24 protein-coding genes are annotated in these 24,638 nt (G+C 66.9%); 13 read left to right on the top strand and 11 right to left on the bottom strand.

What is annotated here, in order from left to right:
- Window positions 1-35: 35 nt before the first annotated feature.
- The 5 genes from ptsP (at window position 36) to J8847_RS19595 (ending at window position 5,620) form a co-directional block, all read left to right on the top strand.
- Window positions 36-1,805 carry a phosphoenolpyruvate--protein phosphotransferase gene (gene ptsP, locus J8847_RS19615; protein ID WP_211526413.1) on the top strand — a complete coding sequence of 590 codons (1,770 nt, stop codon included), beginning with the start codon at window positions 36-38 and terminating at the stop codon, window positions 1,803-1,805.
- Window positions 1,806-1,845: 40 nt separating this feature from the next.
- Window positions 1,846-2,997 carry a homoserine O-acetyltransferase gene (locus J8847_RS19610; protein WP_211526397.1) on the top strand — a complete coding sequence of 384 codons (1,152 nt, stop codon included), beginning with the start codon at window positions 1,846-1,848 and terminating at the stop codon, window positions 2,995-2,997.
- On the top strand, window positions 2,994-3,617 hold the full coding sequence (gene metW / locus J8847_RS19605; protein ID WP_211526396.1) for a methionine biosynthesis protein MetW: 624 nt from the start codon (window positions 2,994-2,996) through the stop codon (window positions 3,615-3,617). Before J8847_RS19610 ends, metW begins: the two co-directional genes overlap by 4 nt.
- Window positions 3,618-3,759: 142 nt before the next feature.
- Complete coding sequence (locus J8847_RS19600) at window positions 3,760-4,668, top strand: M48 family metallopeptidase (RefSeq protein ID WP_211526395.1); 909 nt, start codon at window positions 3,760-3,762, stop codon at window positions 4,666-4,668.
- Window positions 4,669-4,681: 13 nt separating this feature from the next.
- Window positions 4,682-5,620: a pseudouridine synthase gene (locus J8847_RS19595; protein ID WP_211526394.1), complete on the top strand. Its 939-nt coding sequence runs from the start codon at window positions 4,682-4,684 to the stop codon at window positions 5,618-5,620.
- A 6-nt stretch (window positions 5,621-5,626) separates the two neighbouring features.
- On the opposite strand, the gene J8847_RS19590 is transcribed toward J8847_RS19595, so the two are convergent.
- The gene (locus J8847_RS19590; protein WP_211526393.1) at window positions 5,627-7,765 is read right to left on the bottom strand and encodes an Ig-like domain-containing protein; all 2,139 of its coding nucleotides are present in this window, start codon (window positions 7,763-7,765) and stop codon (window positions 5,627-5,629) included.
- Here J8847_RS19590 and J8847_RS19585 point away from each other — a divergent pair.
- Window positions 7,764-7,937, top strand: a complete 174-nt coding sequence (locus J8847_RS19585) for a hypothetical protein (protein ID WP_211526392.1) — start codon at window positions 7,764-7,766, stop codon at window positions 7,935-7,937. The two genes, J8847_RS19590 and J8847_RS19585, sit on opposite strands and share 2 nt — an antisense overlap.
- Before the next feature lie 157 nt (window positions 7,938-8,094).
- On the opposite strand, the gene J8847_RS19580 is transcribed toward J8847_RS19585, so the two are convergent.
- Window positions 8,095-8,865 carry an exodeoxyribonuclease III gene (locus tag J8847_RS19580; RefSeq protein ID WP_211526391.1) on the bottom strand — a complete coding sequence of 257 codons (771 nt, stop codon included), beginning with the start codon at window positions 8,863-8,865 and terminating at the stop codon, window positions 8,095-8,097.
- 95 nt (window positions 8,866-8,960) lie between these two features.
- Between J8847_RS19580 and pyrE the strand changes: the two genes are divergently transcribed.
- Window positions 8,961-9,623 (top strand): orotate phosphoribosyltransferase, encoded by a 663-nt coding sequence (pyrE, locus tag J8847_RS19575; protein WP_211526390.1) that lies wholly within the window; start codon window positions 8,961-8,963, stop codon window positions 9,621-9,623.
- Window positions 9,624-10,079: 456 nt separating this feature from the next.
- On the opposite strand, the gene gatB is transcribed toward pyrE, so the two are convergent.
- The 3 genes from gatB to gatC are packed head-to-tail and all read right to left on the bottom strand — an operon-like array spanning window position 10,080 to window position 13,357.
- Complete coding sequence (gatB, locus tag J8847_RS19570; RefSeq protein WP_211526389.1) at window positions 10,080-11,540, bottom strand: Asp-tRNA(Asn)/Glu-tRNA(Gln) amidotransferase subunit GatB; 1,461 nt, start codon at window positions 11,538-11,540, stop codon at window positions 10,080-10,082.
- Between the two features lie 22 nt (window positions 11,541-11,562).
- Window positions 11,563-13,032 carry an Asp-tRNA(Asn)/Glu-tRNA(Gln) amidotransferase subunit GatA gene (gene gatA, locus J8847_RS19565; protein ID WP_211526388.1) on the bottom strand — a complete coding sequence of 490 codons (1,470 nt, stop codon included), beginning with the start codon at window positions 13,030-13,032 and terminating at the stop codon, window positions 11,563-11,565.
- Between the two features lie 25 nt (window positions 13,033-13,057).
- On the bottom strand, window positions 13,058-13,357 hold the full coding sequence (gene gatC, locus J8847_RS19560; protein ID WP_211526387.1) for an Asp-tRNA(Asn)/Glu-tRNA(Gln) amidotransferase subunit GatC: 300 nt from the start codon (window positions 13,355-13,357) through the stop codon (window positions 13,058-13,060).
- A gap of 324 nt (window positions 13,358-13,681) precedes the next feature.
- On the opposite strand from gatC, the gene J8847_RS19555 reads away from it, so the two are divergent.
- From J8847_RS19555 to J8847_RS19530, 6 genes are all read left to right on the top strand, one after another.
- Entirely contained in the window at window positions 13,682-14,725 is a 1,044-nt protein-coding gene (locus J8847_RS19555) for a rod shape-determining protein (RefSeq protein WP_159696538.1), read from the top strand.
- Between the two features lie 97 nt (window positions 14,726-14,822).
- Window positions 14,823-16,046, top strand: a complete 1,224-nt coding sequence (gene mreC / locus J8847_RS19550) for a rod shape-determining protein MreC (protein ID WP_211526386.1) — start codon at window positions 14,823-14,825, stop codon at window positions 16,044-16,046.
- A 15-nt stretch (window positions 16,047-16,061) separates the two neighbouring features.
- Window positions 16,062-16,580 (top strand): rod shape-determining protein MreD, encoded by a 519-nt coding sequence (gene mreD, locus J8847_RS19545; protein ID WP_211526385.1) that lies wholly within the window; start codon window positions 16,062-16,064, stop codon window positions 16,578-16,580.
- An 18-nt stretch (window positions 16,581-16,598) separates the two neighbouring features.
- Window positions 16,599-18,587: a penicillin-binding protein 2 gene (gene mrdA / locus J8847_RS19540; RefSeq protein ID WP_211526384.1), complete on the top strand. Its 1,989-nt coding sequence runs from the start codon at window positions 16,599-16,601 to the stop codon at window positions 18,585-18,587.
- 3 nt (window positions 18,588-18,590) lie between these two features.
- Complete coding sequence (gene rodA, locus J8847_RS19535) at window positions 18,591-19,706, top strand: rod shape-determining protein RodA (protein ID WP_211526383.1); 1,116 nt, start codon at window positions 18,591-18,593, stop codon at window positions 19,704-19,706.
- 17 nt (window positions 19,707-19,723) lie between these two features.
- Window positions 19,724-20,689 (top strand): septal ring lytic transglycosylase RlpA family protein, encoded by a 966-nt coding sequence (locus J8847_RS19530; protein WP_211526382.1) that lies wholly within the window; start codon window positions 19,724-19,726, stop codon window positions 20,687-20,689.
- Here the strand turns inward: J8847_RS19530 and J8847_RS19525 are convergent, their stop codons facing one another.
- The 6 genes from J8847_RS19525 to J8847_RS24250 all read right to left on the bottom strand — a co-directional run.
- On the bottom strand, window positions 20,690-21,385 hold the full coding sequence (locus J8847_RS19525) for an SPOR domain-containing protein (RefSeq protein WP_211526381.1): 696 nt from the start codon (window positions 21,383-21,385) through the stop codon (window positions 20,690-20,692).
- A gap of 17 nt (window positions 21,386-21,402) precedes the next feature.
- The gene (locus tag J8847_RS19520) at window positions 21,403-22,137 is read right to left on the bottom strand and encodes a type III pantothenate kinase (RefSeq protein ID WP_211526380.1); all 735 of its coding nucleotides are present in this window, start codon (window positions 22,135-22,137) and stop codon (window positions 21,403-21,405) included.
- Entirely contained in the window at window positions 22,134-22,898 is a 765-nt protein-coding gene (locus J8847_RS19515; RefSeq protein WP_211526379.1) for a biotin--[acetyl-CoA-carboxylase] ligase, read from the bottom strand. Before J8847_RS19515 ends, J8847_RS19520 begins: the two co-directional genes overlap by 4 nt.
- Window positions 22,895-23,689, bottom strand: coding sequence for an SDR family oxidoreductase (locus J8847_RS19510; RefSeq protein WP_211526378.1), 795 nt, complete (start codon window positions 23,687-23,689; stop codon window positions 22,895-22,897). The genes J8847_RS19515 and J8847_RS19510 overlap by 4 nt, the downstream gene beginning before the upstream one ends.
- On the bottom strand, window positions 23,686-24,372 hold the full coding sequence (locus J8847_RS19505) for a thiol:disulfide interchange protein DsbA/DsbL (RefSeq protein ID WP_211526377.1): 687 nt from the start codon (window positions 24,370-24,372) through the stop codon (window positions 23,686-23,688). The genes J8847_RS19510 and J8847_RS19505 overlap by 4 nt, the downstream gene beginning before the upstream one ends.
- 8 nt (window positions 24,373-24,380) lie before the next feature.
- A partial coding sequence (locus J8847_RS24250; RefSeq protein ID WP_229513054.1) for an SPOR domain-containing protein occupies window positions 24,381-24,638 on the bottom strand: 258 nt, incomplete at its 5' end.

Genomic DNA, 24,638 nt, shown 5'->3' with positions numbered 1-24,638 from the left:
GCGAAGCGGCTGCCGCCCGCCATACGGGACCCTCGATGGCATCGTTCACGCTCCACGGCATTCCGGTATCGCGCGGGATCTCGATCGGGCGCGCCCACAAGCTTACCCCGGCCGCGCTCGACGTCAAGCACTACCTGGTGCCGGAAGAGCAGGTCGAGGCCGAGGTGCGCCGCCTGCAGGACGCCATCGCCGAGGTGCACCGCGACCTGCAGGAGCTGTGGACCGACCTGCCCAAGGACGCCCCCACCGAGCTGGGCGCCTTCATCGACGTCCACGCGCTGATCCTGTCCGACCCGATGATCTCGGAGGCGCCGCTCGACATCATCCGCTCGCGCCACTACAACGCCGAATGGGCGCTGGTGACCCAGATCGACGAGCTCTCGCGCCAGTTCGACGAGATCGAGGACGAGTACCTGCGCGAGCGCAAGCACGACATCCAGCAGGTGGCCGAGCGCGTGCTCAAGGTCCTGCTGGGCACCGCGCTGAGCGTGCCGCCGGTGTTCGCCGGCGAGGACCAGGCGCCGCCCCAGATGATCGTGGTGGCCCACGACATCTCGCCGGCCGACATGCTGGCCTTCCGCGACCGCGACGGTGGCCCGCGCTCCTTCATCGGCTTCGTCACCGACGTCGGCGGCCAGAACTCGCACACCGCGATCGTCGCGCGCTCGCTCGACATCCCGGCGGCGGTGGGCATGAGCCAGGCCTCGCGCCTGATCGAGCAGGACGACTGGGTCATCATCGACGGCGACGCCGGCGTGGTGATCTGCAATCCGAGCCAGCTGGTGCTGGAGCAGTACCGCGCGCGCCAGAACGCCCTGATCAAGGCGCGCAAGCGCCTGCTCAAGCTCAAGAAGACCCCGGCGGTGACCAAGGACGGCACCGCCATCACGCTGCTGGCCAACATCGAGCTGCCGGACGACTGCCCGGCCGCGCTGGAAGCCGGCGCCAACGGCGTGGGCCTGTTCCGTTCCGAATTCCTGTTCATGGGACGCGGCGCGCAAGGCCTGCAGATCCCGGGCGAGGACGAGCAGTTCGAGCAGTACCGCAAGGCGGTGCTGGCGATGAAGGGCCGCCCGGTGACCATCCGCACCCTGGACGTGGGCGCCGACAAGCCGCTCGACCCGACCGAGCACACCGCGCTCAACCCGGCCCTGGGCCTGCGCGCGATCCGCTACTGCCTGGCCGAGCCGCAGCTGTTCCTGACGCAGCTGCGCGCCATCCTCAGGGCCTCGGCTTTCGGACCGGTGCGCATCCTGATCCCGATGCTGGCGCACGCCTTCGAGATCGACCAGACCCTGAACCTGCTCGAGCAGGCCAAGGCGCGCCTGCGCGAAGACAAGCTCAAGTTCGACGAGGGGATCGAGGTCGGCGCCATGATCGAGATCCCGGCCGCCGCGCTGGCGCTGCCGATGTTCGTCAAGCGCATGGACTTCCTCTCGATCGGCACCAACGACCTGATCCAGTACACCCTGGCCATCGACCGGGTCGACTACGAGGTGGCGCACCTGTACAATCCGCTGCACCCGGCGGTGCTGCAGCTGATCGCCAACACCATCGCCACCGGCCACAAGGCCGGGCTGGACGTGGCGGTCTGCGGCGAGATGGCCGGCGACGTCAAGCTCACCCGCCTGCTGCTGGGCATGGGGCTGCGCGAATTCTCGATGCACCCGGCGCAGATCCTCTCGGTGAAGCAGGAAATCCTGAACTGCGACCTGAACGCCATCACCAGCCGCACCCGGCGCATCCTGCGCTCGATGGAACCGGGCGAGATCGCCGCGGCCGTCGAGCAGCTGCAAGCGCTTTAACGCACTCTCCGCACCACATAAAAACACGCGAAACACCTTCATGGGATCTCTTGGAATAGTCACACCGCAGGCGATGCACTTCCCTGAGCCGCTGCGCCTGCAAAGCGGCGCGCAGCTCGGCGACTACACGCTGATGTACGAAACCTACGGCACGCTGAATGCCGACAAGTCGAACGCCGTCCTGATCTGCCACGCGCTCAACGCCTCGCACCACGTGGCCGGCATGTACGCCAACAACCCGAAGAGCGCCGGCTGGTGGGACAACATGGTCGGCCCCGGCAAGCCGGTCGACACCAACCGCTTCTTCGTCATCGGCATCAACAACCTGGGTTCCTGCTTCGGCTCGACCGGCCCGATGCACACCAACCCGGCCACCGGCAAGCCTTACGGCGCCGCCTTCCCGGTGGTGACGGTGGAAGACTGGGTGGCGGCCCAGGCGCGCCTGGCCGACCGGCTCGGCATCGAGCAGTTCGCCGCCGTCATGGGCGGCTCGCTGGGCGGCATGCAGGCCCTGTCCTGGAGCATCCTGTTCCCGGAGCGCCTGCGCCACTGCATCGTGATCGCCTCCACGCCCAAGCTCTCGGCCCAGAACATCGCCTTCAACGACGTCGCGCGCCAGGCCATCCTGACCGACCCGGACTACCGCGGCGGCGACTTCTACGAGCACAACGTGGTGCCGAAGAACGGCCTCAAGGTGGCGCGCATGGTCGGCCACATCACCTACCTGTCGAACGACGACATGGCGGAGAAGTTCGGCCGCAAGCTGCGCAACGCCGCGGAGAGCGACGACTACAAGTTCGACTTCGGCATCGACTTCGAGATCGAATCCTACCTGCGCTACCAGGGCGACAAGTTCTCGGAATACTTCGACGCCAACACCTACCTGCTCATCACCAAGGCGCTCGACTACTTCGACCCGGCGCGCGAGCACGGCGGCGACCTGGCCAAAGCCCTGGCCGGCACCCGCGCCCAGTTCCTGCTCGCGTCCTTCACGACCGACTGGCGCTTCTCGCCCGAGCGCAGCCGCGAGATCGTCGAGGCGCTGGTATCGAACCGGCGCAAGGTCACCTATGCCGAGATCGACGCGCCGCACGGCCACGACGCCTTCCTGCTGGAAGATCCTCGCTACATGAACGTGGTGCGCGCCTACTACGACCGCATCGCCCAGGAATTCGCCGGGGAGGGCGCATGAACTTCAAGGAACTCAACGCCCTGCGTCCCGACCTGGCCTTCATCGCCCACTGGGTGAAGGAAGGCGCCCACGTGCTCGACGTCGGCTGCGGCGACGGCGCCATGCTGCGCTACCTGGAGCTGGACAAGCGCTGCACCGGCTACGGCATCGAGATCGCCGACGACAAGGTCCTGGAAAGCACCAGGCGCGGCATCAACGTGATCCAGCACGACATGGAAGAGGGCCTGGGCCTGTTCGGCGACAACGCCTTCGACACCGTGCTGTGCCTGTCCTCGCTGCAGATGATGCAGCACGTGGAAGCGCTGCTGCGCGATATCGTGCGCGTGGGCCACGAAGCCATCGTCTCCTTCCCGAATTTCGCCCACTGGCCGCACCGCCTGGCCCTGCTCAAGGGCCGCATGCCGGTCTCGCGTGCGCTGCCCTACCAGTGGTACGACACGCCCAACGTGCGCTGCGCCACCATCTACGACTTCCAGGAACTGGCTGAAGAGTGCGGCCTGGAAGTGCTGGAGTGCGTGGCGCTGGCCGAGGGCAAGCCGGTGACGGTGCTGCCCAACCTGCGCGGCAGCCTGGCGGTGTTCCGTCTGCGCAAGAAAGTAAAACCGGTACCGGCGAGCTGAAACAGCTTCTTACACTTTATGTGCGGTGGCGGCTTGTTCGTGCTCAGGCCGTGCGCGATGATGGGCACCGTTGAGCGTGTTGCTCGTCCCGTTTACTTTCTGAGAGGATAGAGCTGCCAAAAACAGCCTATCGATGATGAACATGAAGAAACTAAAACAACTCGTAATGTGCCTGTCGCTGGCGGGCGTCGTTGGCGCCATGCCCGTCGCTCCCGCGGCGGCGCAGGACTCCCGCCAGCAGACCGAGGTCCAGGACGGCATCCGCGTCAAGCCGCTGTCGCGCACCCGGGTCCTGATCCCGGAAGAGCAGCTGAACGAAGCCGCGGCCCAGCAGTACACTACCATGATGGGCGAAGCCCAGCAGAAGGGCGTGCTGCTGCCGGATTCGCATCCGGAAGTGAAGCGCCTGCGCGCCATCGCCCAGCGCATCATTCCGCATGCGCCGCGCTGGAACCAGAACGCCGCCCAGTGGCAGTGGCAGGTCAACCTGATCGACGCCAACCAGGTGAACGCCTTCTGCATGCCGGGCGGCCGGATCGGCTTCTTCACCGGCATCCTGAGCTCGCTCAAGCTGACCGACGACGAAGTGGCGGCCGTCATGGGCCACGAGATCGCGCACGCGCTGCGCGAGCACGGGCGCGAGCGCATGGCCAAGTCGAGCCTGACCGGCATCGGCGCGCGCGTCGGCGGCGCCCTGATCTCGGGCATCTTCGGGATCGACCCCAACATCACCGGCACGGTCGCCAACTACGCCGGCCAGATGCTGGTGCTGAAGTTCTCGCGCGACGAGGAACGCGAAGCCGACCTGGTGGGCCTGGACATCTCGGCGCGCGCGGGCTACGACCCGCGCGCCGGCATCGCCCTGTGGCGCAAGATGGCGGCCCTGGGCAAGCGCACCCCGCTCGAGATCCTGTCGACCCACCCGGGCGGCGAGACCCGCATCGCCGACATCGAGTCGCACATGAACGTGCTGCTGCCGCTGTACGCGCGCACCAAGGGCACCAGCGCGGCCAAGCTGCCGCCTTACCGCACCAACGTGGTCTTGCGCTGAACAGGAATGGGTAATGGGTAGTGGAAGGAAGGGGCGCCAGGCCGAAGCCAATGCCTACGTGCCCCTGCCGGTGCGCGACGGGGTCTCGCCCAGCTATCTGTGGCTGACTGAAACGCGCGCCGGCGGCATGCTGCGCTTCCTGGCGGAGCGCTATCCCGATGTGACGATTGATTCCTGGGCGGCGCGCCTGGCGCGCGGCGAGATCGTCGACGCCAGGGGCGAGCCGCTGCGCGCCGACACCCCGGTGCGCCAGGGCATGCGCATCTGGTATTACCGCGAGCTGGAGCAGCCCGAGACCCCGATTCCCTTCGAGGAGCGGGTGATCCACCTGGACGAGCACCTGCTGGTGGCCGACAAACCCCACTTCCTGCCGACCATCCCGACCGGGCGCTTCCTCAAGGAGACCCTGCTGGTGCGCCTCAAGCGCCGCTACGGCCTGCCGCACCTGGTGCCGATCCACCGCCTGGACCGCGAGACCGCGGGCGTGGTGATCTTCTCGCACAACCCGGACACGCGCGGGGCCTACCAGTCGATGTTCCAGAAGCGCGTGGTGAAGAAGACCTATGAAGCCCTGGCGGGCGTCATCGAGGGCAGGGACTTCCCCTTCACCTACCGCAGCCGCATGCGGGACGGCGCCGAGCAGTTTTTCATCAGCGAAGAGGTGGAAGGCGAGCCGAATTCGGAAACCCTGATCGAACTGATCGAGCGTCGCGGCATTGTTGCGCGCTACCGCCTGCACCCGCACACCGGGCGCAAGCACCAGCTGCGCCTGCACCTGGCCGCGCTCGGCGCGCCCATCCTGAACGACGCCTTCTATCCGGTGGCGCTGCCCTGCAAGGGCGACGACTTCAGCGCGCCGCTGCAGCTGCTGGCGCGCTCGATCAGCTTCCCCGACCCGCTGAGCGGGGAAGAGCGCAGCTTCGCCAGCGGACTCGCGCTCGACTGGCCCTGAACCTTCCTATTGGCCGAAGCCGGGCTGGACCGAGCCGACGATCGTCACCTGGTCCAGCGGGTTGTCGATGGCCGTGGGCGTGACGCCGCCGTCGGTAGCGGGGCTGCTGGTCACGCTGGAGGCGGTGGAGAGGCCAAGGCCGCCCGCGACCACCAGCAGCGGCGCCAGGATGCCTTCGATGGAGACGCCGAGCGCCGTCTTGGCGCCGGCCAGTCCGGCGTCGTCTTCCTGCCAGAACTTCAGCGTATGCGCCCCGACCGCCAGGTCGGCGGAAGGCATCCAGCTCCACTTGCCGTCGTAGCCGGCACGGACATAGCTTTCGACTTCCTGGCCGTCGATCTCGATGTGGATGCGGGCGTTGGCTTCGGCGCCCGTGCCCTGGATGAGCGGCCGGGCGATGCGCGTGATGGCGTCGCCGATGATGCCGCTGTCGCTGCCGGCCGCGATGACCGGCAGGGCCAGGGCGCCGGGCGCGGTCTGGTCGACGTGGAAGCTGCCGTAGCCGGACAGGTAGAGCGCGCCGAAGTCGATGTAGGCGTCGGTCAGGACGTTGCCGTGCGCATCCTTCAGCTGCTTGGCCAGTCCGCCGAGGTCGCCGATGCCGAGATAGTTTTCGTCCGCATCGCCCGCCTGAACGGTGTAGCGGAAGCTCAGCTCCTGCCAATCCGCGCTGGCGCCTTCCAGGACGGCGCGGCCGCCGTTGCTCATGGTGACATAGCGTTCCTGGTCGCCGAACAGGGTGACGGATTCGTTGAAGCGGATGGTGAAGCGGACCGAGTCGCCGGTGCCCAGCGTGCCGGCGCTGTAGCCCTGGGCCCAGGCGTCCACGGCCACCGGCGCGGCCGTATCCAGGCCGACCGTGTTGAACGAGAGCCCCTCGCTGCGCAGGGAATTGCCGGCCATGTCGGCGACGTCGTATAGGAACAGCATCACGTTCGCGTTCGTCATCAGGCGATGCTGGTCCGCCGGGATCGTCAGGATCTTGCGGTCGGGAGACAGGTTCAGTTCGCTGACGGGAATATAGGTGGTGACCGGATAGGCTTCGCCCACGCGCGTGTGGACCTCGATGCGCGGCGATTCGTCGTTGAAGTACACGGCTTCGTCGAACTCGATCACCAGCGTGCCCGCGACGTCGAAGTCGGGCGGGAGCTGGTCCGGCGGGGCCGAGGCCGGCGAGACGGTCACGAGCGGACCGGTGCCGTCGACGGTGACCTGCTTGTTCATCACCAGGATCTCGCCGCCGGCCTTGGTGGCCCGGACGACGATGTCGTGGACGCCCTCGGTCCAGTATTCCTCGCCGTCGTACACCCAGTACAGGGCGCCGCCCAGCTGGTGGAACTGGATGTCGGCGTTGCCGATCGGGACGCCGCCGATGCTCAGTTCGAAGTTCTGTTCCAGGTCCGCGAAATCGCCGAAGAAGACGCCGCCGACGGAACGCGAATTGGCGTCGCTGATCAGGCCGTCGGTTGGATCCTGGCCGTCGTCGTAGACATACAGGAAGGAGCTGGCCATGTTGACCGCGTAGGCCGGCAGCGGCTCGAAGCCGGCGCCGGCATTGCCGGCTAGGTCGCGCACATTGCCCATGTTGACGCCAAAGACGCCCAGGGCCGGCTCCTCGATCCCATCGGGCAGGCTCAGGGTGACGGTCCAGGTCTTGCCGCCGTCGCTGCTGGCCAGTCCGGACAGGTCGGCATCGCTGGCATAGATGGCGTCCAGCAGGCCGCTTTCGCGTACGGCTTCGGAAAAGCGGAGGGTCGCCACCAGGTCGTGGGCGGCGTCCAGGGTCGAACCATCGAAACTGATCCCCTCGAGCGCCGGGGCGGCCGTGTCCGCGCTGCGGTCGGGCGGCGCGAAGCTGACCGTACCCGGCACCGTGATGCCGGTGTAGGCGAGCAGCGCGGCGTCGAGCAGGACGCCGTCGGCCATGTACACGTGATAGGTGCGGCCGGCGCTCAGGCCGCTGGCTTCCAGGATGACGTGATTGCCCGACAACTGCAGCTGGCTCACCGGGACCGCGAGCGTTTCGCTGGCGCCGACGATGCGGATGGCCTGCTTGCCGGTCATCCGGTCGATCACGGTCTGGACCGCGCCATCCGTGACGTAGACCACGCCCTGGCCGCGGGCCATCGCGGTCGAGAATTCCATGTCGATCTGGAAGCCTGAATCGGTTTCGGTGCCTTTCGAGCTCAGCAGTTTCGCCGCCGATGCAACGCTGCTCAGGCTGGCGGTACGGACGTTGCTGGAAGAGAGGGAAGCGGTGCTCGTGGGCGAGGTGGTGGTGGCGTTCATCTGGCTCTGCGCTGAAAAGCTTTGGTGACCGGGCAAGGAAAAATGCTAGCCGGAAATTGACAGGCAGATAGTATCAACAAAACAGCATCCTGGATGGCATCAGGGGGTGGATGCCATGCTGTTTGCATCAAAAATGCCACACATCCCCCCGGGGTGGGGGGATTCGGAGAAAGGGCAGAGGAGGTTTAGAGCGCGTAATCGATGATCAGCGGCGCGTGGTCGGAGAAGCGTTCGTCCTTGTAGATCGAGACCGCCTTGGCGCTGGCCGCGATGCCCGGGGTGGCGACGTGGTAGTCGATGCGCCAGCCCACGTTCTTGGCCCAGGCCTGGCCGCGGTTGCTCCACCAGGTGTAATCGGCGGCCTCCGGGGCGACCACGCGGTGCACGTCCACCAGGCCCAGCTCGTCGAAGATGCGGGTCATCCAGGCCCGTTCTTCCGGCAGGAAGCCCGAATTCTTCTGGTTGCTCTTCCAGTTCTTGAGGTCGATCTCCTTGTGCGCGATGTTCCAGTCGCCGCAGATGACGACCTCGCGGCCTTCCGCCTTCAATTCCTGCAGGTGCGGCAGGAACACTTCCATGAAGCGGAACTTGGCGAGCTGGCGCTCGGGCGAGGACGAGCCGGACGGGCAGTAGACCGAGATGACGGTCAGGTTGCCGAAGTCGCAGCGGGTGTAGCGGCCCTCGGCGTCGAATTCGGCGCAGCCGAAGCCGATGCGCTTGTTGTCCGGGGCCAGGCGGCTGTAGACGCCGGTGCCTGAATAGCCCTTCTTTTCGGCGTAGTGGAAGTGGCCGTGGTAGCCGTGCGGGCGCAGGAACTCCTCGGTCATGTCGGCTTCCTGGGCCTTGAGTTCCTGGACGCAGACGAAGTCGGCCTCCTGGTTGGCGAGCCAGTTGAAGAAGCCTTTCTTGTGGGCGGAGCGGATACCGTTGAGGTTTGCGGAGATAATTCGTGGCATGTAAGGGACGGTGTTGGCTGGGCAGCAGGGGCGGCGATGACGCTGGCCGGGTCCGCGGTTTAAAATACTGCCACTTTTTTCTAGATGGGGTTACTGTGAACAATTTGCGCCAAGAGTTTATCGCTTTTTCGGTCTCGACGGGAGTGCTGCGGTTCGGCGAGTTCACCACGAAGGCGGGACGCCAGTCGCCGTACTTCTTCAACGCCGGCCTGTTCCACGATGGCGCGACCCTGGGCCAGCTGGCGCAGTTCTACGCCCAGACCCTGCTTGACTCGGGCGTCGAGTTCGACATGCTGTTCGGCCCGGCCTACAAGGGCATCACCCTGGCCTCCGCGACCGCGGTGGCGCTGGCCGGCAAAGGCCGCAACACCTCCTACGCCTACAACCGCAAGGAAGCCAAGGACCACGGCGAAGGCGGCACCATCGTCGGCGCCAAGCTTGCCGGCAAGGTCGTGATCGTGGACGACGTGATTTCGGCCGGCACCTCGGTGCGCGAATCGGTTGACATGATCCGTGCCGCGGGCGCCGAGCCGGCTGCGGTGCTGATCGCGCTGGACCGCATGGAACGCTCGGGCAAGGACGGCGCGTTGTCGGAGAACTCCGCGGTGCAGGAAGTCGCGCGCGAATTCGGCATCCCGGTGATCTCCATCGCCAACCTGGACGACCTGTTCGGCTACCTGTCGGGCCAGGCCGCCGATCCGCAGCTGTCCCAATTCAAGGACGCCGTCGCCGCCTACCGCACCCGCTACGGCATCTGACAAATAGGGTCAGAGTCGAATTGTTGGGAAATTCCCCAGAATTGCCAAACAAGTCGACTCCGACCCCCATTCCCCGTCAATTTCCCTGCCGACCCCACACTGGGGTCAGAGTCGATTTATTGGGAAATTCCCCAAAGTTGTCAAACAATTCGACTCTGACCCCAATTATCTGGGGCGAGCTGAGCGGCCGTTTTTGTTCCAGCTGAGAATGAAATGGCCTTCGTTTTGAGCTGGATCAAATCTGGCTTTGTCGACATTTCGCGCAGTAGCAGAAAACAATTGGGGTCAGAGTCGAATTGTTGGGCAATTACTCAAAGTTGCCAAAGAATTCGACTCCGACCCCGGTTGTCGAAGGTGGATTGCTGAGTAAACAAATTAGGGTCAGAGTCGAATTGCAGGAAATTCTGGAGAATTTCCCAACAATTCGACTCTGACCCTATTTGTGGAGCCTGTGGCTTAGCCGGCGAGTTTTTTCTTCAGCAGCTCGGTGACCTGGGCCGGGTTGGCCTTGCCTTTCGAGGCCTTCATCGTTTGGCCGATCAGGGCGTTGATCGCGGCTTCCTTGCCGGCGCGGTATTGTTCGACCGACTTGGCGTTGGCGGCCAGGACTTCGTCCACGATCGCTTCGAGCGCGCCCGTGTCGGAGATCTGCTTCAGGCCCTTCTGCTCGATCACGATGTCGGCCAGGTGCTCGTCGGTGCTCTTGGCTTCCCACATCGCGGCGAACACTTCCTTCGCGGCCTTGTTCGAGATGGTGCCGTCGGCGATGCGCTTGAGCAGCAGCGCCAGCTGCGAGGCTTCGACCGGCGAATGCGCGATCTCCACGCCTTCGCGGTTCAGGGTCGAGGACACGTCGCCCATCAGCCAGTTCGCGGCCGCCTTGGCGTTTTCCTTGCCGGCCTTGGCGACCACGGCTTCGAAATAGGTCGCCATCGCCTGCGAGGAGGTCAGCACCAGGCTGTCGTATTCCGGCAGGCCGTAGTCGCCCGTGAAGCGCGCGCGCATCGCGCCCGGCAGTTCCGGCATGTCGTTCTTCACGCGGTCGATCCACTCCTGCGAAATCACCAGCGGCGGCAGGTCCGGGTCCGGGAAGTAGCGGTAGTCCTGCGCGTCTTCCTTGGTGCGCATCGAGCGGGTTTCCTTGCGGTCCGGGTCCCACAGGCGGGTCGCCTGGATCACCTTGCCGCCGTCTTCGATCAGCTCGATCTGGCGCCGCACTTCGTAGTGGATCGCTTCTTCCATGAAGCGGAAGGAGTTCAGGTTCTTGATCTCGCAGCGGGTGCCGAATTCCTTCTGGCCCAGCGGGCGCACCGAGACGTTGACGTCGCAGCGGAAGGAGCCTTCCTGCATGTTGCCGTCGCAGACGCCCAGCCACACCACCAGCGAGTGCAGCGCCTTGGCATAGGCCACGGCTTCGGCGGCGCTGCGCATCTCCGGCTCGGACACGATCTCGAGCAGCGGCGTGCCGGCGCGGTTCAAGTCGATGCCGCTCATGCCGGCATAGTCCTCGTGCAGCGACTTGCCCGCGTCTTCCTCGAGGTGGGCGCGAGTCAGGTTGACGGTCTTGGTCTCCAGCTTGCCATCCTTCTCGTAGGCGAAGCTGACCGTGCCGCCCTGGACCACCGGATCCTCGAACTGGCTGATCTGGTAGCCCTTCGGCAGGTCGGGGTAGAAGTAGTTCTTGCGTGCGAAGACCGAGTGCGGCGCGATCTTCGCGCCCACGGCCAGGCCGAAACGGATCGCGCGCTCGACGGCGCCGCGGTTCAGCACCGGCAGCACGCCCGGCAGCGCCAGGTCGACCGGACTGGCCTGGGTGTTCGGCTCGGCGCCGAACTTGATCGAGCTGCCGCTGAAGATTTTCGAGTTGGTCGTGAGCTGCACGTGGTTCTCAAGACCGATGACGACTTCCCATTGCATAGTTGTTCTCTCTTTCCTGTCCTCAGACGCCTTCCGGCGCGCGCTGGTGCCAGTCGGTCGCCTGCTGGTACATGTGCGCGATGTTCAGCAGCTTGGCTTCGCCGAAGTAGTTGCCGATGATTTGCAGGCCGACCGGACGCTTGCCATTGGCGCCGCCGAAGCCGCAGGGGATCGACATGCCCGGCAAACCGGCCAGGCTGGTCGACAGGGTGTAGATGTCGGCCAGGTAGTTCGCCACCGGGTCGTTCGCCTTCGAGCCCAGGTCCCAGGCCACGGTCGGGGCCACCGGGCCCATGATCACGTCGCACTGGTCGCGGAACACGGCCTGGAAGTCGTCGGCGATCAGGCGGCGGATCTTCTGCGCCTGCACGTAGTAGGCGTCGTAGTAGCCATGGCACAGCACATAGGTGCCGACCATGATGCGGCGCTGCACCTCGCGGCCGAAACCTTCGGCGCGGGTTTTGCGGTACATGTCCTGCAGATCCTTGTAGTCCGCGGCGCGGTGGCCGTAGCGCACGCCGTCGAAGCGCGACAGGTTGGACGAGGCTTCCGCCGGGGCGATGATGTAGTAGGTCGGGATCGACAGCGCCGTCTTCGGCAGCGAGATCTCGACCAGGGTGGCGCCCAGCTTGACGAATTCATCCAGCGCCGCGCGCACCGCCTGCTCGACATCCGCGGCCAGGCCTTCGCCGAAGTATTCCTTCGGCACGCCGATCCGCAGGCCGTTCAGGGGCTTGTTCAGGTCGCGGGTATAGTCCTCGCCGATATTGCCCTGGTCCGGGGTCAGGCTGGTCGAATCGCGCTCGTCGAAGCCGCTCATCTCGTTCAGCAGCAGGGCGCAGTCCTCGGCGGTCTGGGCGATCGGGCCGCCCTGGTCCAGCGAGGAGGCGAAGGCGATCATGCCGAAGCGCGACACGCGGCCGTAGGTCGGCTTGATGCCGGTGACGCCGCAGAAGGCGGCCGGCTGGCGGATCGAGCCGCCGGTGTCGGTGGCGGTGGCGGCCGGCGCCAGGCGCGCGGCGATGGCCGCGGCCGAGCCGCCCGAGGAACCGCCCGGCACGGCCAGCGCATCCCAGGGGTTCTTCACCGCGCCATAGGCCGAGTTTTCGTTGGCCGAGCCCATCGCGAATTCGTCCAGGTTGACCTTGCCCAGCGTGACCATGCCGGCCGCCTTGAAGCGGTCGACCACGGTGGCGTCGAAGGGGCTGACATAGCCTTCCAGGATCTTCGAGCCGGCGGTGGTGCGCCAGCCCTGGGTGACGAAGATATCCTTGTGCGCGATCGGCACGCCGGTCAGCGGGCCGGCGGTGCCTTGCGCCAGGCGCGCGTCGGCGGCGGCCGCCTGCGCCAGCGTCAGTTCCGGGTCCACGTGCAGGAAGGCGTTATGGCCGCTGGCCTCGATGCGGCCCAGGTAGTGGCGCGCCAGTTCGGTGCTTGAGACCTGCTTGCTGTGCAGGGCTGCGGACAGCTCTTTGATGGTCTTGGTGTGCATGTGCGTGTCGATTCGTAAAAGCGGTTTACTCGATGACCTTCGGCACCAGGTACAGGCCGTCCTGGGCCTTCGGCGCCGGCGCCTGGTAGTCTTCGCGGCGGTTGGCCTCGGTGACCACGTCGTCGCGCAGGCGCAGCGGCAGCGCCAGGATGGCGGCCAGCGGCTGTGCCAACGGCGCAACGCCGCTGGTGTCGACCGCCTGCATCTGCTCGGCCAGCGCGAAAATACCGTTCAGCTCGCCCAGCATGGTCTCGGCATGGGCCTCGTCCATATCGAGCTGGGCCAGGTTGGCGATGCGTTTTACGTCTGAAAGGGTCAGGGACATGATGTCGGGCGCGGCGCGAAAGCGCGCGCAAAATGTGGTTGAGCGAATAATGAATGTTGGCAACTTACCAGCCAACGGCATGCTACGGCCGATAAAAGCTTGGAAACAGCGCCGATCTCGCACTCGAATTAGGGGGTAAAAGCCCTTGTATTCGGCATGTAAACGTCAAATTATAAGGTAGAATGGCGGGCTAATGCGTTGTCGTGCCGAAAGCTGCCGCAGCGTATGACAAGACCGCGAGGCCCAGTGAAACCTAAGAGGGCGGGCGCGGCAAGGACATCCCGATCAATGTTTAGGCGCACATTGATGCGCATCAGGACACTCATGTTTGGTTTTTTACGCAGCTACTTCTCGAACGACCTGGCGATTGACCTCGGCACCGCCAATACGCTGATCTACGTCCGCGGCCTGGGCATCGTCCTGGACGAACCGTCCGTCGTGGCGATTCGCCAGGAAGGCGGCCCCAACGGCAAGAAGACGATCCAGGCGGTCGGCAAGGAAGCGAAACAGATGCTGGGCAAGGTGCCGGGCAATATCGAAGCCATCCGCCCGATGAAAGACGGCGTGATCGCCGACTTCACCGTCACCGAGCAGATGCTCAAGCAGTTCATCCGCATGGTCCACGACTCCAAGTTCTTCCGCCCGTCGCCGCGCATCATCATCTGCGTGCCTTGCGGTTCGACCCAGGTCGAGCGCCGTGCGATCCGCGAATCGGCGCTTGGCGCCGGCGCTTCGCAGGTCTACCTGATCGAAGAGCCGATGGCGGCCGCGATCGGCGCCGGCCTGCCGGTGTCGGATGCGACCGGCTCGATGGTGGTCGACATCGGCGGCGGCACCACCGAGGTGGGCATCATCTCGCTGGGCGGCATGGTCTACAAGGGTTCGGTGCGCGTGGGCGGCGACAAGTTCGACGAAGCGATCGTCAACTACATCCGTCGCAACTACGGCATGCTGATCGGCGAGCAGACCGCCGAGGCGATCAAGAAGGCCATCGGTTCGGCCTTCCCGGGTTCCGAAGTCAAGGAGATGGAAGTCAAGGGCCGCAACCTGTCCGAAGGCATCCCGCGCTCCTTCACCATCTCGTCCAACGAGATCCTGGAAGCCCTGACCGACCCGCTGAACCAGATCGTGTCGGCCGTGAAGAACGCGCTGGAACAGGCGCCGCCGGAACTGGGCGCCGACATCGCCGAGAAGGGCATGATGCTGACCGGCGGCGGCGCGCTGCTGCGCGACCTCGACCGCCTGCTGATGGAAGAGACCGGCCTGCCGGTGCTGGCGGCCGAAGATCCGCTGACCTGCGTGGTGCGCGGTTCGGGCATGGCCCTCGAGCGCATGGACAAGCTGGGCTCGATCTTCTCGTACGAATAAGACAGGTGTCAGGCCAGGGCGGGCAGGGCGTGCGGTTACACCGTGCGCATCCTGCCCGCCTTGACATTCGTAGGCCGCATTTCCTTTACTAAGCGTCATGCAATACAGTCCTCCGCCGCTCTTCAAACAAGGCGCCCCGGCGCGCGTCAAGGTGATCGTGTTCGCGCTCATCTCGCTCGTGCTGCTGGTGGTCGACGCCCGCATGAACCTGCTCTCCGGGGTGCGCCAGGTCGCGGCCACCGTCCTCTATCCGGTGCAGATGGCGGCCCTGATGCCGCGCGAGGCGCTGGGCTCCATGGGCGGCTATTTCTCCTCGCTGTCTTCGCTGCAGAAGGAAGTGCGCGAGCTGAAGAACCAGCAGCTGCTGCAGGCGCGCCAGCTCCAGCAGGCCCAGTTCCAGACCGCCGAGAACGCCCACCTGCGCCGCCTGATGGAAGCGCGCGAGCAGCTGCCGGTCAAGACCCTGATGAGCGAAGTCCTGTACGACGCGCGCGATCCCTCGACCCGCCGCATCGTGCTCGACCGCGGCGCGCGCGCCGGCGTGGTGCTGGGCCTGCCGATCGTCGACCATGCCGGCGTGATCGGCCAGGTCACCCGCGTCTTCCCCTTTACTTCCGAAGTCACGCTCCTGACCGACAAGGAACAGGCGATTCCGGTGCAGGTATTGCGCTCGGGCCTGCGCAGCATCGCCTACGGCCGCGGCCAGTCCGGCCTGCTCGACCTGCGCTTCGTGGCCCAGGACGCCGACATCCAGGTCGGCGACGTGCTGGTCACCTCGGGCCTGGACGGGATGTACCCGGCCGGCCTGGCGGTGGCGCGCGTGATCCAGGTCGAGAAGGCCGCTGGCTCCTTCGGCCGCGTGGTCGCCCAGCCGCTGGGCGGCATCGACCGCAACCGCCAGGTGCTGGTGATCATGTCGCAGATGCCGCTGCCGCCGCGCCCGGCGCCGGAAACCGCCAAGGCGGGTGGACGCAAGCTGCCCAAGATGGAACCGGTACCGCTGCCGCCGCTGCCGGCTTCGCCGCTGCCGCCGCAGGCGCCCCCCGGCGCCCAGGCCCAGACGCAAACCGCGCCGGTGAGCGGCGCGGTCACGGGCGGCGCTCCCGCCCAGCCCGCGCCGGCAACGACCGCGTCTCCCGCCACCCGTCCGGCAACGCCCGCCGCGCAAGGTACGGCAGCAGGCGCAGCGCCGGCAACCCAGGGCGCGCCGCTGTTCACGCCGGGTACGCGCGCCACGCCGCCCGCAGGCGCAGGCGCCGCTCCTGCCACGACCCGTCCCGCACCCGCCGCCGCGGCCCCCGCGGCGCCGGCCGGACAATGATTCCAGGACCCGACCATGCCCGGTAACCGTCCGCATTACATCCTGCTGCCCGTCAGCCCGCTGTTCATCGCCTTCAGCCTGGTGTGCGCCTTCATGCTCAACCTGCTGCCCTGGGGCCGCTGGGTGGGCGCGCCCGACTTCGTCGCGCTGGTGCTCGTGTTCTGGGGTATCCACCAGCCGCGCAAGGTCGGCATCGGCGTCGCCTTCGTCATGGGCCTGCTGATGGACGTGCACGACGCCAGCCTGCTGGGCGAGAACGCGCTGGCTTACACGCTGCTGTCCTACCTGGCGATCATGATCCACCGCCGCGTGCTGTGGTTCCACCTGATGACCCAGGCCATGCACGTGTTCCCGCTGCTGCTGCTGGCGCAGGCGATCCAGGCCTTCGTGCACTTCACCGTCTCGGGCCGCTTCCCCGGCCTGCTGACCTTCGTCGAAAGCCTGGTGGCCGTGGCCCTGTGGCCGGTGATCACCTGGCTGCTGCTGGCGCCCCAGCGCCGCGCGGTCGACCGCGACCATACCCGCCCGATCTGATATTGGTAGTAGCCCAGCATGACCGAATTCAAGGATAACGACCGCGAGATCCACAAGTTCCGCCTGCGCCTGACGGTGCTGGTGGGACTGGTGTTCGTCTGCTTCGGCCTGCTGGTGGCGCGCTTCGTCTGGCTGCAGGTGCTGCACCACGACCAGTACGCCGCCCAGGCCGAGGACAACCGCATCGCGCTGGTGCCGATCGTGCCCAACCGCGGCCTGATCGTGGACCGCAACGGCGTGGTCCTGGCGCGCAACTATTCCGCCTATACCCTCGAGATCAATCCGTCCAAGCTGCACGCCAGCCTGGATTCCGTCATCGACGAGCTGGCCAAGCTGGTGTCCATCGAGCCGCGCGACCGGCGCCGCTTCAAGCGCCTGCTGGAAGAGTCGCGCAGCTTCGCGAGCGTGCCGATCCGCACCCGCCTGACCGACGACGAGGTGGCGCGCTTCACCGCGCAGCGCTTCCGCTTCCCCGGCGTGGAAGTGCAGGCGCGCCTGTTCCGCCAGTACCCGCTGGGCGAGACCGCCTCGCACGTGATCGGCTACATCGGCCGCATCAACCAGCGCGAAGCCGACGCCCTCGAGGAGACCGAAGACGCCGCCAATTACAACGGCACCGAGCATATCGGCAAGGAAGGCGTGGAAAAGCGCTACGAGCGCCACCTGCACGGCCAGACCGGCTACGAGGAAGTGGAGCGCTCGGCCGGCGGCCGCGCCATCCGCACCCTGCGCCGCACCGCCCCGGTGGCGGGCAGCAACCTGATCCTCTCGCTCGACATCGAGCTGCAGAAGGTGATCGAGGAAGCCTTCGGCGAGCAGCGCGGCGCCCTGGTCGCGATCGAGCCGAGCACCGGCGACGTGCTGGCCTATGTCTCGCGCCCGGGCTTCGACCCCAACCTGTTCGTGGACGGCATCGACAGCCAGAACTGGAACGAGCTGAATACCTCGCTCGACCGCCCGCTGATGAACCGTCCGCTGTCCGGCACCTATCCGCCGGGATCGACCTTCAAGCCCTTCATGTCGCTGGCCGCGCTGGAGCTGGGGCACCGCCGTCCGTCGGACGGGATCCGCGATCCGGGCTTCTTCGTGCTGGGCGGCCACCGCTTCAACGACGACAAGCCGGGCGGCCACGGCTACGTCGACATGTACAAGTCGGTGGTGGAGTCCTGCGACACCTATTACTACCAGCTCGGCAACGAGATGGGCATCGACAAGATCTCGGGCTTCATGCGCCAGTTCGGCTTCGGCGAACCGACCGGGATCGACCTCGAACACGAGAAGACCGGCGTGCTGCCATCCAAGGAATGGAAGGCGCAGCGCTTCAAGCGCAACCGCGCGGCCCAGAAGTGGGTGGGCGGCGATACCATCTCGGTGTCGATCGGGCAGGGCTTCAACAACTACACCATGCTGCAGCTGGCGCACGCGGTGGCCAACCTGGCCAACGATGGCGTGGTCATGAAGCCGCACCTGGTCAAGATGATCGAGGACGGCGCCACCCGCCAGCGCACCCTGACCGTGCCGAAGGAGACCCGCCGCATTCCGCTCAAGCAGGAAAACATCGACTTCATCAAGCACACGATGGTCGGGGTGACGCAGGAATCCTACGGCACCGGCTACCGCGCCTTCGCCAACGCCGGCTACATCTCGGCGGGCAAGACCGGCACCGCGCAGGTGATCGGCCTGAAAGGCCAGAAGTACAACGCCCACGCGATCGACGAGCGCCACCGCGACAATGCGCTGTACGTCGCCTTCGCGCCGGCCGACAAGCCGCGCATCGCGCTGGCCCTGGTGGTCGAGAACGCCGGCTTCGGCGCGGCCTCGGCGGCGCCGATCGCGCGCAAGGCGCTCGACTATTATCTGCTGGGCAAGCGCCCACCGCCGCCGAAGCCGAAAGACGTGCCGGCCGCCGGCGCCGCCACCGTGAAGCGTGCGACCACTCCGGCTGCTGTTCCCGCGGCGGCCACGGTCCAGACCGCGGCAGCGCCCGCCACCACCAGAAAGGAATAAGCCATGGCGCACATTCCAGAACGACGCTCGCTGCGGCGCCGCCTGCGTCCGTATTTCACCGTCTTCGACGGCCCGCTGACCCTGATTCTGTTCGTGCTGATGACGATCAGCATGATCACCATGACCTCGGCCGGCGCCGACTTCCCGGACCGCGTCGAGCACCAGATCCGCAACTTCCTGCTGTCCTTCGCCATCATGTGGGTGGCGGCGAATATTCCGCCCCAGACCCTGATGCGTCTCGCCGTGCCGATCTACACCTTCGGGGTGGCCCTGCTGATTGCGGTGGCCATGTTCGGCATCATCAAGAAGGGCGCGCGCCGCTGGCTGCACGTCGGGGTCGACATCCAGCCTTCCGAGATCCTCAAGATCGCGATGCCGCTGATGCTGGCCTGGTACTTCCAGACCAAGGCCACGGTCGGCAACTGGAAGTCCTTCGCCATCGCGGCCGTCCTGCTCCTGATCCCGGTGACCCTGATCGCCAAGCAGCCCGACCTCGGCACCGCGCTGCTGGTGGCGGCCTCGGGCCTGTACGTGATCTTCCTGGCCGGGCTGTCCTGGAAGGCGATCATCGCGCTGGCCGTGATGGGCGCGGCCAGCCTGCCGATCGGCTGGTCGATGATGCACGACTACCAGCGCGAGCGGGTGATGACCCTGATCGATCCGACCTCCGACCCGCTGGGCAAGGGCTTCCACATCATCCAGTCGATCATCGCGATCGGCTCGGGCGGCGTGAGCGGGAAGGGCTACATGAAGGGCACCCAGGGCTACCTCGAATTCGTGCCGGAACGGACCACCGACTTCGTGTTTTCCGTGTATTCGGAGGAATTCGGCCTGGTCGGCAACCTGGTGCTGCTGTTCGTCTACCTGCTCCTGATCGGGCGCGGGCTGATGATCGCGGCCAATGCGCCGAACCAGTTCTCGCGCCTGCTGGCGGGCGCGATCACGATGATCTTCTTCACCTACGCCTTCGTGAACATGGGCATGGTGGCCGGCATTCTGCCGGTCGTCGGCGTGCCCTTGCCCTTCATGAGCTACGGCGGCACGGCCTTCATCACGCTCGGCCTGGGCGCGGGCATATTGATGAGTATTCAAAGACATCGTAAACTCGTGCAGACGTAATAGATGGAGGACGACCAATGGCCGTTCGAAGGAATTTTTCGGCGGTCGTTGCACTTGCCATCCTGGGCGCCGGCTGCAGCACCCCGGCGAACAACACGGCGGCGGACTACCTCAGGCTGATCCCGCTGCCCTGGCTGCACAAGCCCGCGGCCAAACATGGCGCGGCGCCCGAGCTGCCGGCGGCCGGGTCCGGCCTTGCCGGCTACTACAAGGACGAGGCTCCGGGAGAGAATCCTCCCGACGTGGTCAAGTACGAGCCCTACGCCAAGTGGGGCAACCGCCCGTATTCGGTGTTCGGCCAGACCTACACCCCGATCCTGCACGAGGATCCCTTCGTCCAGCGCGGCATGGCCAGCTGGTACGCCAACCGCTTCCACGGCCAGAAGACCACGTCGGGCGAGCCCTACGACATGTACAAGATGACGGCGGCGCATCCGACCCTGCCGATTCCGTCCTATGTGCGCGTGACCAGCGTCGACAGCGGCAAATCCGTGATCGTGCGCATCAACGACCGCGGCCCCTTCCACAGCAGCCGCATCATCGACTTGTCCTATACGGCCGCGCTCAAGCTGGACCTGCTGGCCAAGGGCAGCCACAAGGTCGAGATCGAGCGCCTGTTCCCGAGCGATCCCGAGCGCATCGCCAGCACGCGCCGCGCCGCGGCCTCGCTGGCGCAATCGGCCCCGCCGGAGATCGCGGCCCTGATGCTCGAAGAGAAGGTGCAGTCGGACAGCGCCGCGGTGGCGCAGCTGGCGTCCGGTTATTACATCCAGCTGGGCTCATACAGCCGCAGCGGCACGGCGGAAGCGATGAGCGAAAAGCTGGCCCGGGCCGGCGTGGCGCTGGGTACGCTGGAAGTGGTGACGGCGGGGACGGTGAACCGCCTGTACGGCGGACCGTTCGCGACCCGCAAGGCGGCGGCGAAGGCGGCGCGCCAGGTGCCCAGATCGCTCGGGCTCAAGCCCCTGGTGGTCAGGCGCTGATCAGGGGCAGTCGCGCAGCTGCCCGCCGGCGATCGCGGCGATGCGGGTGCGCGTCCCGGCATCGATATTCCTGAACTGGTAAGCGGTGCGCGTGCCCTGCGGGCCGCGCGGCAGGATGCGCACGCCGCGCACGCCCTGGCGGCCCAGGGCGGCTGCCTGGGTCTGGGCTGCGGCCTCAGTCTTGAACACGCCCAGCGAGATCGCATACTTCATCGGCGACTCGCCCTGCATCACGAAGAAGTTGTCGACGCCGCGTTCCTTGAGTTCGGCGCTGCGCTTGTCGGCGCCTTCCTTGCCGCCGGCCGGCGGCAGGTAGACCATGTAGCTGCTCACTTCCTGGAAAGGGACGCTGATGCGCGACTGGCGCTCGCCCAGGTCAAGGCGTGCGACGCGGGATTCGAAACGGCGCAGCTCGCCCGAGGCGAAGGGGCCCGCCTGCACGCAGGCCAGCAGCGCTGCCGCCGGCGCCGGCGCGGGGGACGCGGGTTCGGCCGGCGCTTCTTGCGCCGGCTTGGTGCTCTCGGCCAGCGTCTTCGCCTCGGTCTCGCTCAGCAGGGCGATGCGCTCGGTGGCCAGCTGGTTCTTCAGGCGCGCGGGTTCGCGCTCGCTGCCGGCGGGCGTACCGAGGTAGCCGCGGCCATAGGCGAACAGCACGGCGTTCAGCGCCAGCAATGCCCAGAAGACGAATTTCAGCACAGGTCCCTTTCCCTTGTTCAAGCGCCGGCGGCCGCCGCGTGCAGGCCGACCAGCACGATATTATCGACCATCCGGTGCCCGATCTTGAGGGCGGGTCCGATATACGGCGCCGCGCCGCCGGACAGGATGCAGCTCGAGGCCCCATGGCCCGCCACGGCGCGCTCGATGGCCCCGGCCTGGGCCGACAGGCAGCCGGAAACGATGGCGTCGTCCGTATTGTCGCCGAACAGGGGCGGCGGTGCCGCACCTGGCGCCACCTGGGGCAGCTGGGCGGTATTGCGCGCCAGCGCGGCCGCCATCAGGGCCAGGCCAGGCAGGATCATCCCGCCCAGGAAGCGCCCGTCCGCCGTGATCGCATCGACCGTGGTGGCGGTGCCGCAAGTGGCGACGATCAGGTTCTCGGCGGGCGCCAGCGCGCGCGCGCCGATGGCGGCGGCGAAGCGGTCGCAGCCCAGGCGTTCCGGTTCGCGGTAGCCGTTGCGCAGGCCGGCGCGCTGCAGGGTAGAGGCGAACCACTCGACAGGCAGCCCATGGGGAAGGGCGGCGGCGATGCGTTCGCGCGCATCCAGTCCGGCCACGTTCGATACCAGCGCCTGCGTGGCGCCCAGGGCCTTCCACTGGGCCGCCAGGCGTTCCATTTCGGTATGCGGGGCCACGCCCTCGGCCTGCCATTGGCCGAGCGCCGTGCCGCCGCGCGCCAGTGCCCACTTGATGCGGGTATTGCCGGCGTCGATCAGCAGCAGGGCGCTCATGCCTTCACCCGCAGCGACACATCGCCCGCCAGCACGGGAACGCGGCCCTCCGGCGTGTCGAGCAGCAGCCTGCCGCTGTCGTCCACGCCGGCCGCCAGGCCTTCCTGCACCACCTTGCCGGCGTCGAGCAGGACCACGGTTTCGCCTTGCCAGGCATGGCGCAGGTTCCAGCGCGCGCTGAACGCGCCGAAGCCGCGTACGGCGAATTCGCGCAGGGCGGCGGCCAGGCCGTCGAGCAGGGCCGCCATCAGCGCGTCGCGCTCCATGCGCGCCAGCCAGGGCACGCCGGCCGCGCTGCGCCCCAGGCGCGCTTCCATCTCGTCCGGCATCAGGAGGTTCAGGCCGATGCCGGTGACGGCCCAGATCCCGCCGCCCGGTGCGGACAGGGTCTCGACCAGGATGCCGGCCAGCTTGTCGCCGTCCTTGAGCACGTCGTTTGGCCACTTCAGCTGGACCTGCACGCCGAGGCCGGCCAGGGTTTCGGCCAGCGCCACGCCGATCGCGAGCGGCAGGCCGATCAGGGTCTGCGGGCCGCCCTCGAAGCGCCAGGCCAGCGAGAAGGTCAGCGAGCCTTCCGGCGAGGACAGCCAGCTGCGTCCCGCGCGGCCGCGTCCGGCGGTCTGGTTCTCGGCCACCAGCAGCAGTGGTCCGGCGAGGCTGGCGGCGCGCGCCAGCAGGTCGGCATTGGTCGAGCCGGTTTCATGGACGACTTCGACGGCCACGCCCGACCGGGAGAGGGCGGCGATGTGGGCGGCGTTCATGCTTCCTCCTTGCGTTGTTTGGTCGGAGCACGTGAAAACACGGCGTCGAACACGACATTGGGCAGCAGGCGCAGCAGCCTGGCCACGAGGCCCATCTGCCAGGGCAGCACGCGGTAGCTGTCGCCGCGCGCGATGGCGGCCGCGGCCTGCGTGGCGAAGCGTTCGGCGCTCATCAGGAAAGGCATGGGAAAACGGTTGTTGCGGGTCATGGGAGTATCGATATTGCCGGGCGCGATGGTGACGACCCTGATGTTCGAGCCGCGCATCTCCAGGCGCAGCGATTCGCAGTAAGTGCGCACGGCCGCCTTCGAAGCGCAGTAGGCGCCGGCTCCGCGCAGCCCGCGCACGCCCGCCACGCTGCCGATGCCGACCAGCCGGCAGGGGCCGGTCTGGCTCTTCATGGGCGCAATGAAGGGCGCGAAGGTGGCCGCCATGGCGTTGACGTTGGTGGCGAAAATGGCAGCGAACACCGGCAGGTCTTGTGGAAGCTCGGTGAGCGTGCCGTGTGAGATGCCCGCGTTGGCGACGACGATGTCGGCGCCGCCATGGGCCTCGATGAAATCGGCCGCGGCCTGCGCGAGCGCCGCGTGGTCGCACACGTCGAGCGCATAGACGCGGTGAAGCCCGGGATTGGGAAGGGAAGCCGCCAGGTCGGCGAGCAGCTCGCGCCGCCGCGCCACCAGGCCGAGGACGGCGCCGCGCGCCGCATACTCGCGCGCCAGGGCGGCGCCGATGCCGCTCGAGGCGCCGGTAATGAAGACCCGGTCCGCGTGGCCCGGCCGTCCGGTCATTTCTTGTCGGCTTTCGCTTTCGCGACCAGCTGGTCCAGCACCTGCAGGGTGCCCTGGAGCAGCTGGGTTTCGGACGGATTCCCCTCCGCGCCTTCGGCCACCATGCCCGGCGAGGTCAGGAAGCGGCCGTCCACGGCCAGCATCGGCCAGTGGGTCACGCCGTAGTCCTGCATCAGGGTGGAAGCGCGGCGCAGCTTGGCCTGCACGCCGAAGGAGCGGTAGGCGTCGATGAAGCGGGCGCGGTCGACGCCGGCGCGCGCCGCCCAGTCGAACACCTGCTCGTCGCTGGCCAGGCGCAGGCGCTCGACGTGCATCGCGGCGAAGGCCCTGGCGTGATACTGCTCGACCAGGCCGAGCGATTCGAGCGTGTAGAACATGCGCTGCTGCGGCAGGACACTGGCGTCGCGCGGCACGTGCACGCGCCTGAACACGACGGCGTCGCCCTGCTTGCGCACCCAGTCCGCCAGCAGCGGCTCGAAGGCGTAGCAATGCGGGCAGTAATAGGCGAAGAACTCGATCACTTCCACCTTGCGCGGACCGGCGTCGGTCGGCTGCGGCGAAGGAAGCGTCTTGTACTCGACGCCGTCCTTGGGCGCGCTCGCGGAAGCGTGGGCCGGCAGGGCTGCGAGGCCGGACAGGCCCAGCAGGGCGGCGGTGCAGAACAGGCGGCGCAGTGCTCGCATGGCGGTCCTTATTTCTGGTTGCGGACGATGGCGACGTCGATGCCGCTGTCGAGCAGCTTGGCGCGCGCCTTGTTGACGGCTTCGACCTGGGTGTACGGGCCCACGCGCACGCGGTGCAGCACGCCGCCGTCCGTGGTGCGGTCGGTGATATTGGCCTCGAAGCCGAGCAGGGCCCTGTCGCTTATACACAACTCCGCGCCCACGAGACATTGATACTGATCTCGTATGCCGTCTTCTGCTTGAAAAAAAAAAGGGGGGGGGGGGGG

The organism is Massilia sp. AB1, assembly GCF_018119385.1.
In the GTDB taxonomy this organism is placed as follows: Bacteria; Pseudomonadota; Gammaproteobacteria; order Burkholderiales; family Burkholderiaceae_D; genus Telluria.
Note: the sequence above shows the minus strand (reverse complement) of the source record. Positions and strands in the feature narration are given on the sequence as shown.

Coding starts and splice junctions, on each gene's coding strand:
- ptsP (WP_211526413.1), top strand. CDS start 36: ATGGCATCGTTCACGCTCCACGGCATTCCGGTATCGCGCGGGATCTCG.
- J8847_RS19610 (WP_211526397.1), top strand. CDS start 1,846: ATGGGATCTCTTGGAATAGTCACACCGCAGGCGATGCACTTCCCTGAG.
- metW (WP_211526396.1), top strand. CDS start 2,994: ATGAACTTCAAGGAACTCAACGCCCTGCGTCCCGACCTGGCCTTCATC.
- J8847_RS19600 (WP_211526395.1), top strand. CDS start 3,760: ATGAAGAAACTAAAACAACTCGTAATGTGCCTGTCGCTGGCGGGCGTC.
- J8847_RS19595 (WP_211526394.1), top strand. CDS start 4,682: ATGGGTAGTGGAAGGAAGGGGCGCCAGGCCGAAGCCAATGCCTACGTG.
- J8847_RS19585 (WP_211526392.1), top strand. CDS start 7,764: ATGTCGATCTGGAAGCCTGAATCGGTTTCGGTGCCTTTCGAGCTCAGC.
- J8847_RS19590 (WP_211526393.1), bottom strand. CDS start 7,765: ATGGAATTCTCGACCGCGATGGCCCGCGGCCAGGGCGTGGTCTACGTC.
- J8847_RS19580 (WP_211526391.1), bottom strand. CDS start 8,865: ATGCCACGAATTATCTCCGCAAACCTCAACGGTATCCGCTCCGCCCAC.
- gatB (WP_211526389.1), bottom strand. CDS start 11,540: ATGCAATGGGAAGTCGTCATCGGTCTTGAGAACCACGTGCAGCTCACG.
- gatA (WP_211526388.1), bottom strand. CDS start 13,032: ATGCACACCAAGACCATCAAAGAGCTGTCCGCAGCCCTGCACAGCAAG.
- gatC (WP_211526387.1), bottom strand. CDS start 13,357: ATGTCCCTGACCCTTTCAGACGTAAAACGCATCGCCAACCTGGCCCAG.
- J8847_RS19555 (WP_159696538.1), top strand. CDS start 13,682: ATGTTTGGTTTTTTACGCAGCTACTTCTCGAACGACCTGGCGATTGAC.
- mreC (WP_211526386.1), top strand. CDS start 14,823: ATGCAATACAGTCCTCCGCCGCTCTTCAAACAAGGCGCCCCGGCGCGC.
- mreD (WP_211526385.1), top strand. CDS start 16,062: ATGCCCGGTAACCGTCCGCATTACATCCTGCTGCCCGTCAGCCCGCTG.
- mrdA (WP_211526384.1), top strand. CDS start 16,599: ATGACCGAATTCAAGGATAACGACCGCGAGATCCACAAGTTCCGCCTG.
- rodA (WP_211526383.1), top strand. CDS start 18,591: ATGGCGCACATTCCAGAACGACGCTCGCTGCGGCGCCGCCTGCGTCCG.
- J8847_RS19530 (WP_211526382.1), top strand. CDS start 19,724: ATGGCCGTTCGAAGGAATTTTTCGGCGGTCGTTGCACTTGCCATCCTG.
- J8847_RS19520 (WP_211526380.1), bottom strand. CDS start 22,137: ATGAGCGCCCTGCTGCTGATCGACGCCGGCAATACCCGCATCAAGTGG.
- J8847_RS19515 (WP_211526379.1), bottom strand. CDS start 22,898: ATGAACGCCGCCCACATCGCCGCCCTCTCCCGGTCGGGCGTGGCCGTC.
- J8847_RS19510 (WP_211526378.1), bottom strand. CDS start 23,689: ATGACCGGACGGCCGGGCCACGCGGACCGGGTCTTCATTACCGGCGCC.
- J8847_RS19505 (WP_211526377.1), bottom strand. CDS start 24,372: ATGCGAGCACTGCGCCGCCTGTTCTGCACCGCCGCCCTGCTGGGCCTG.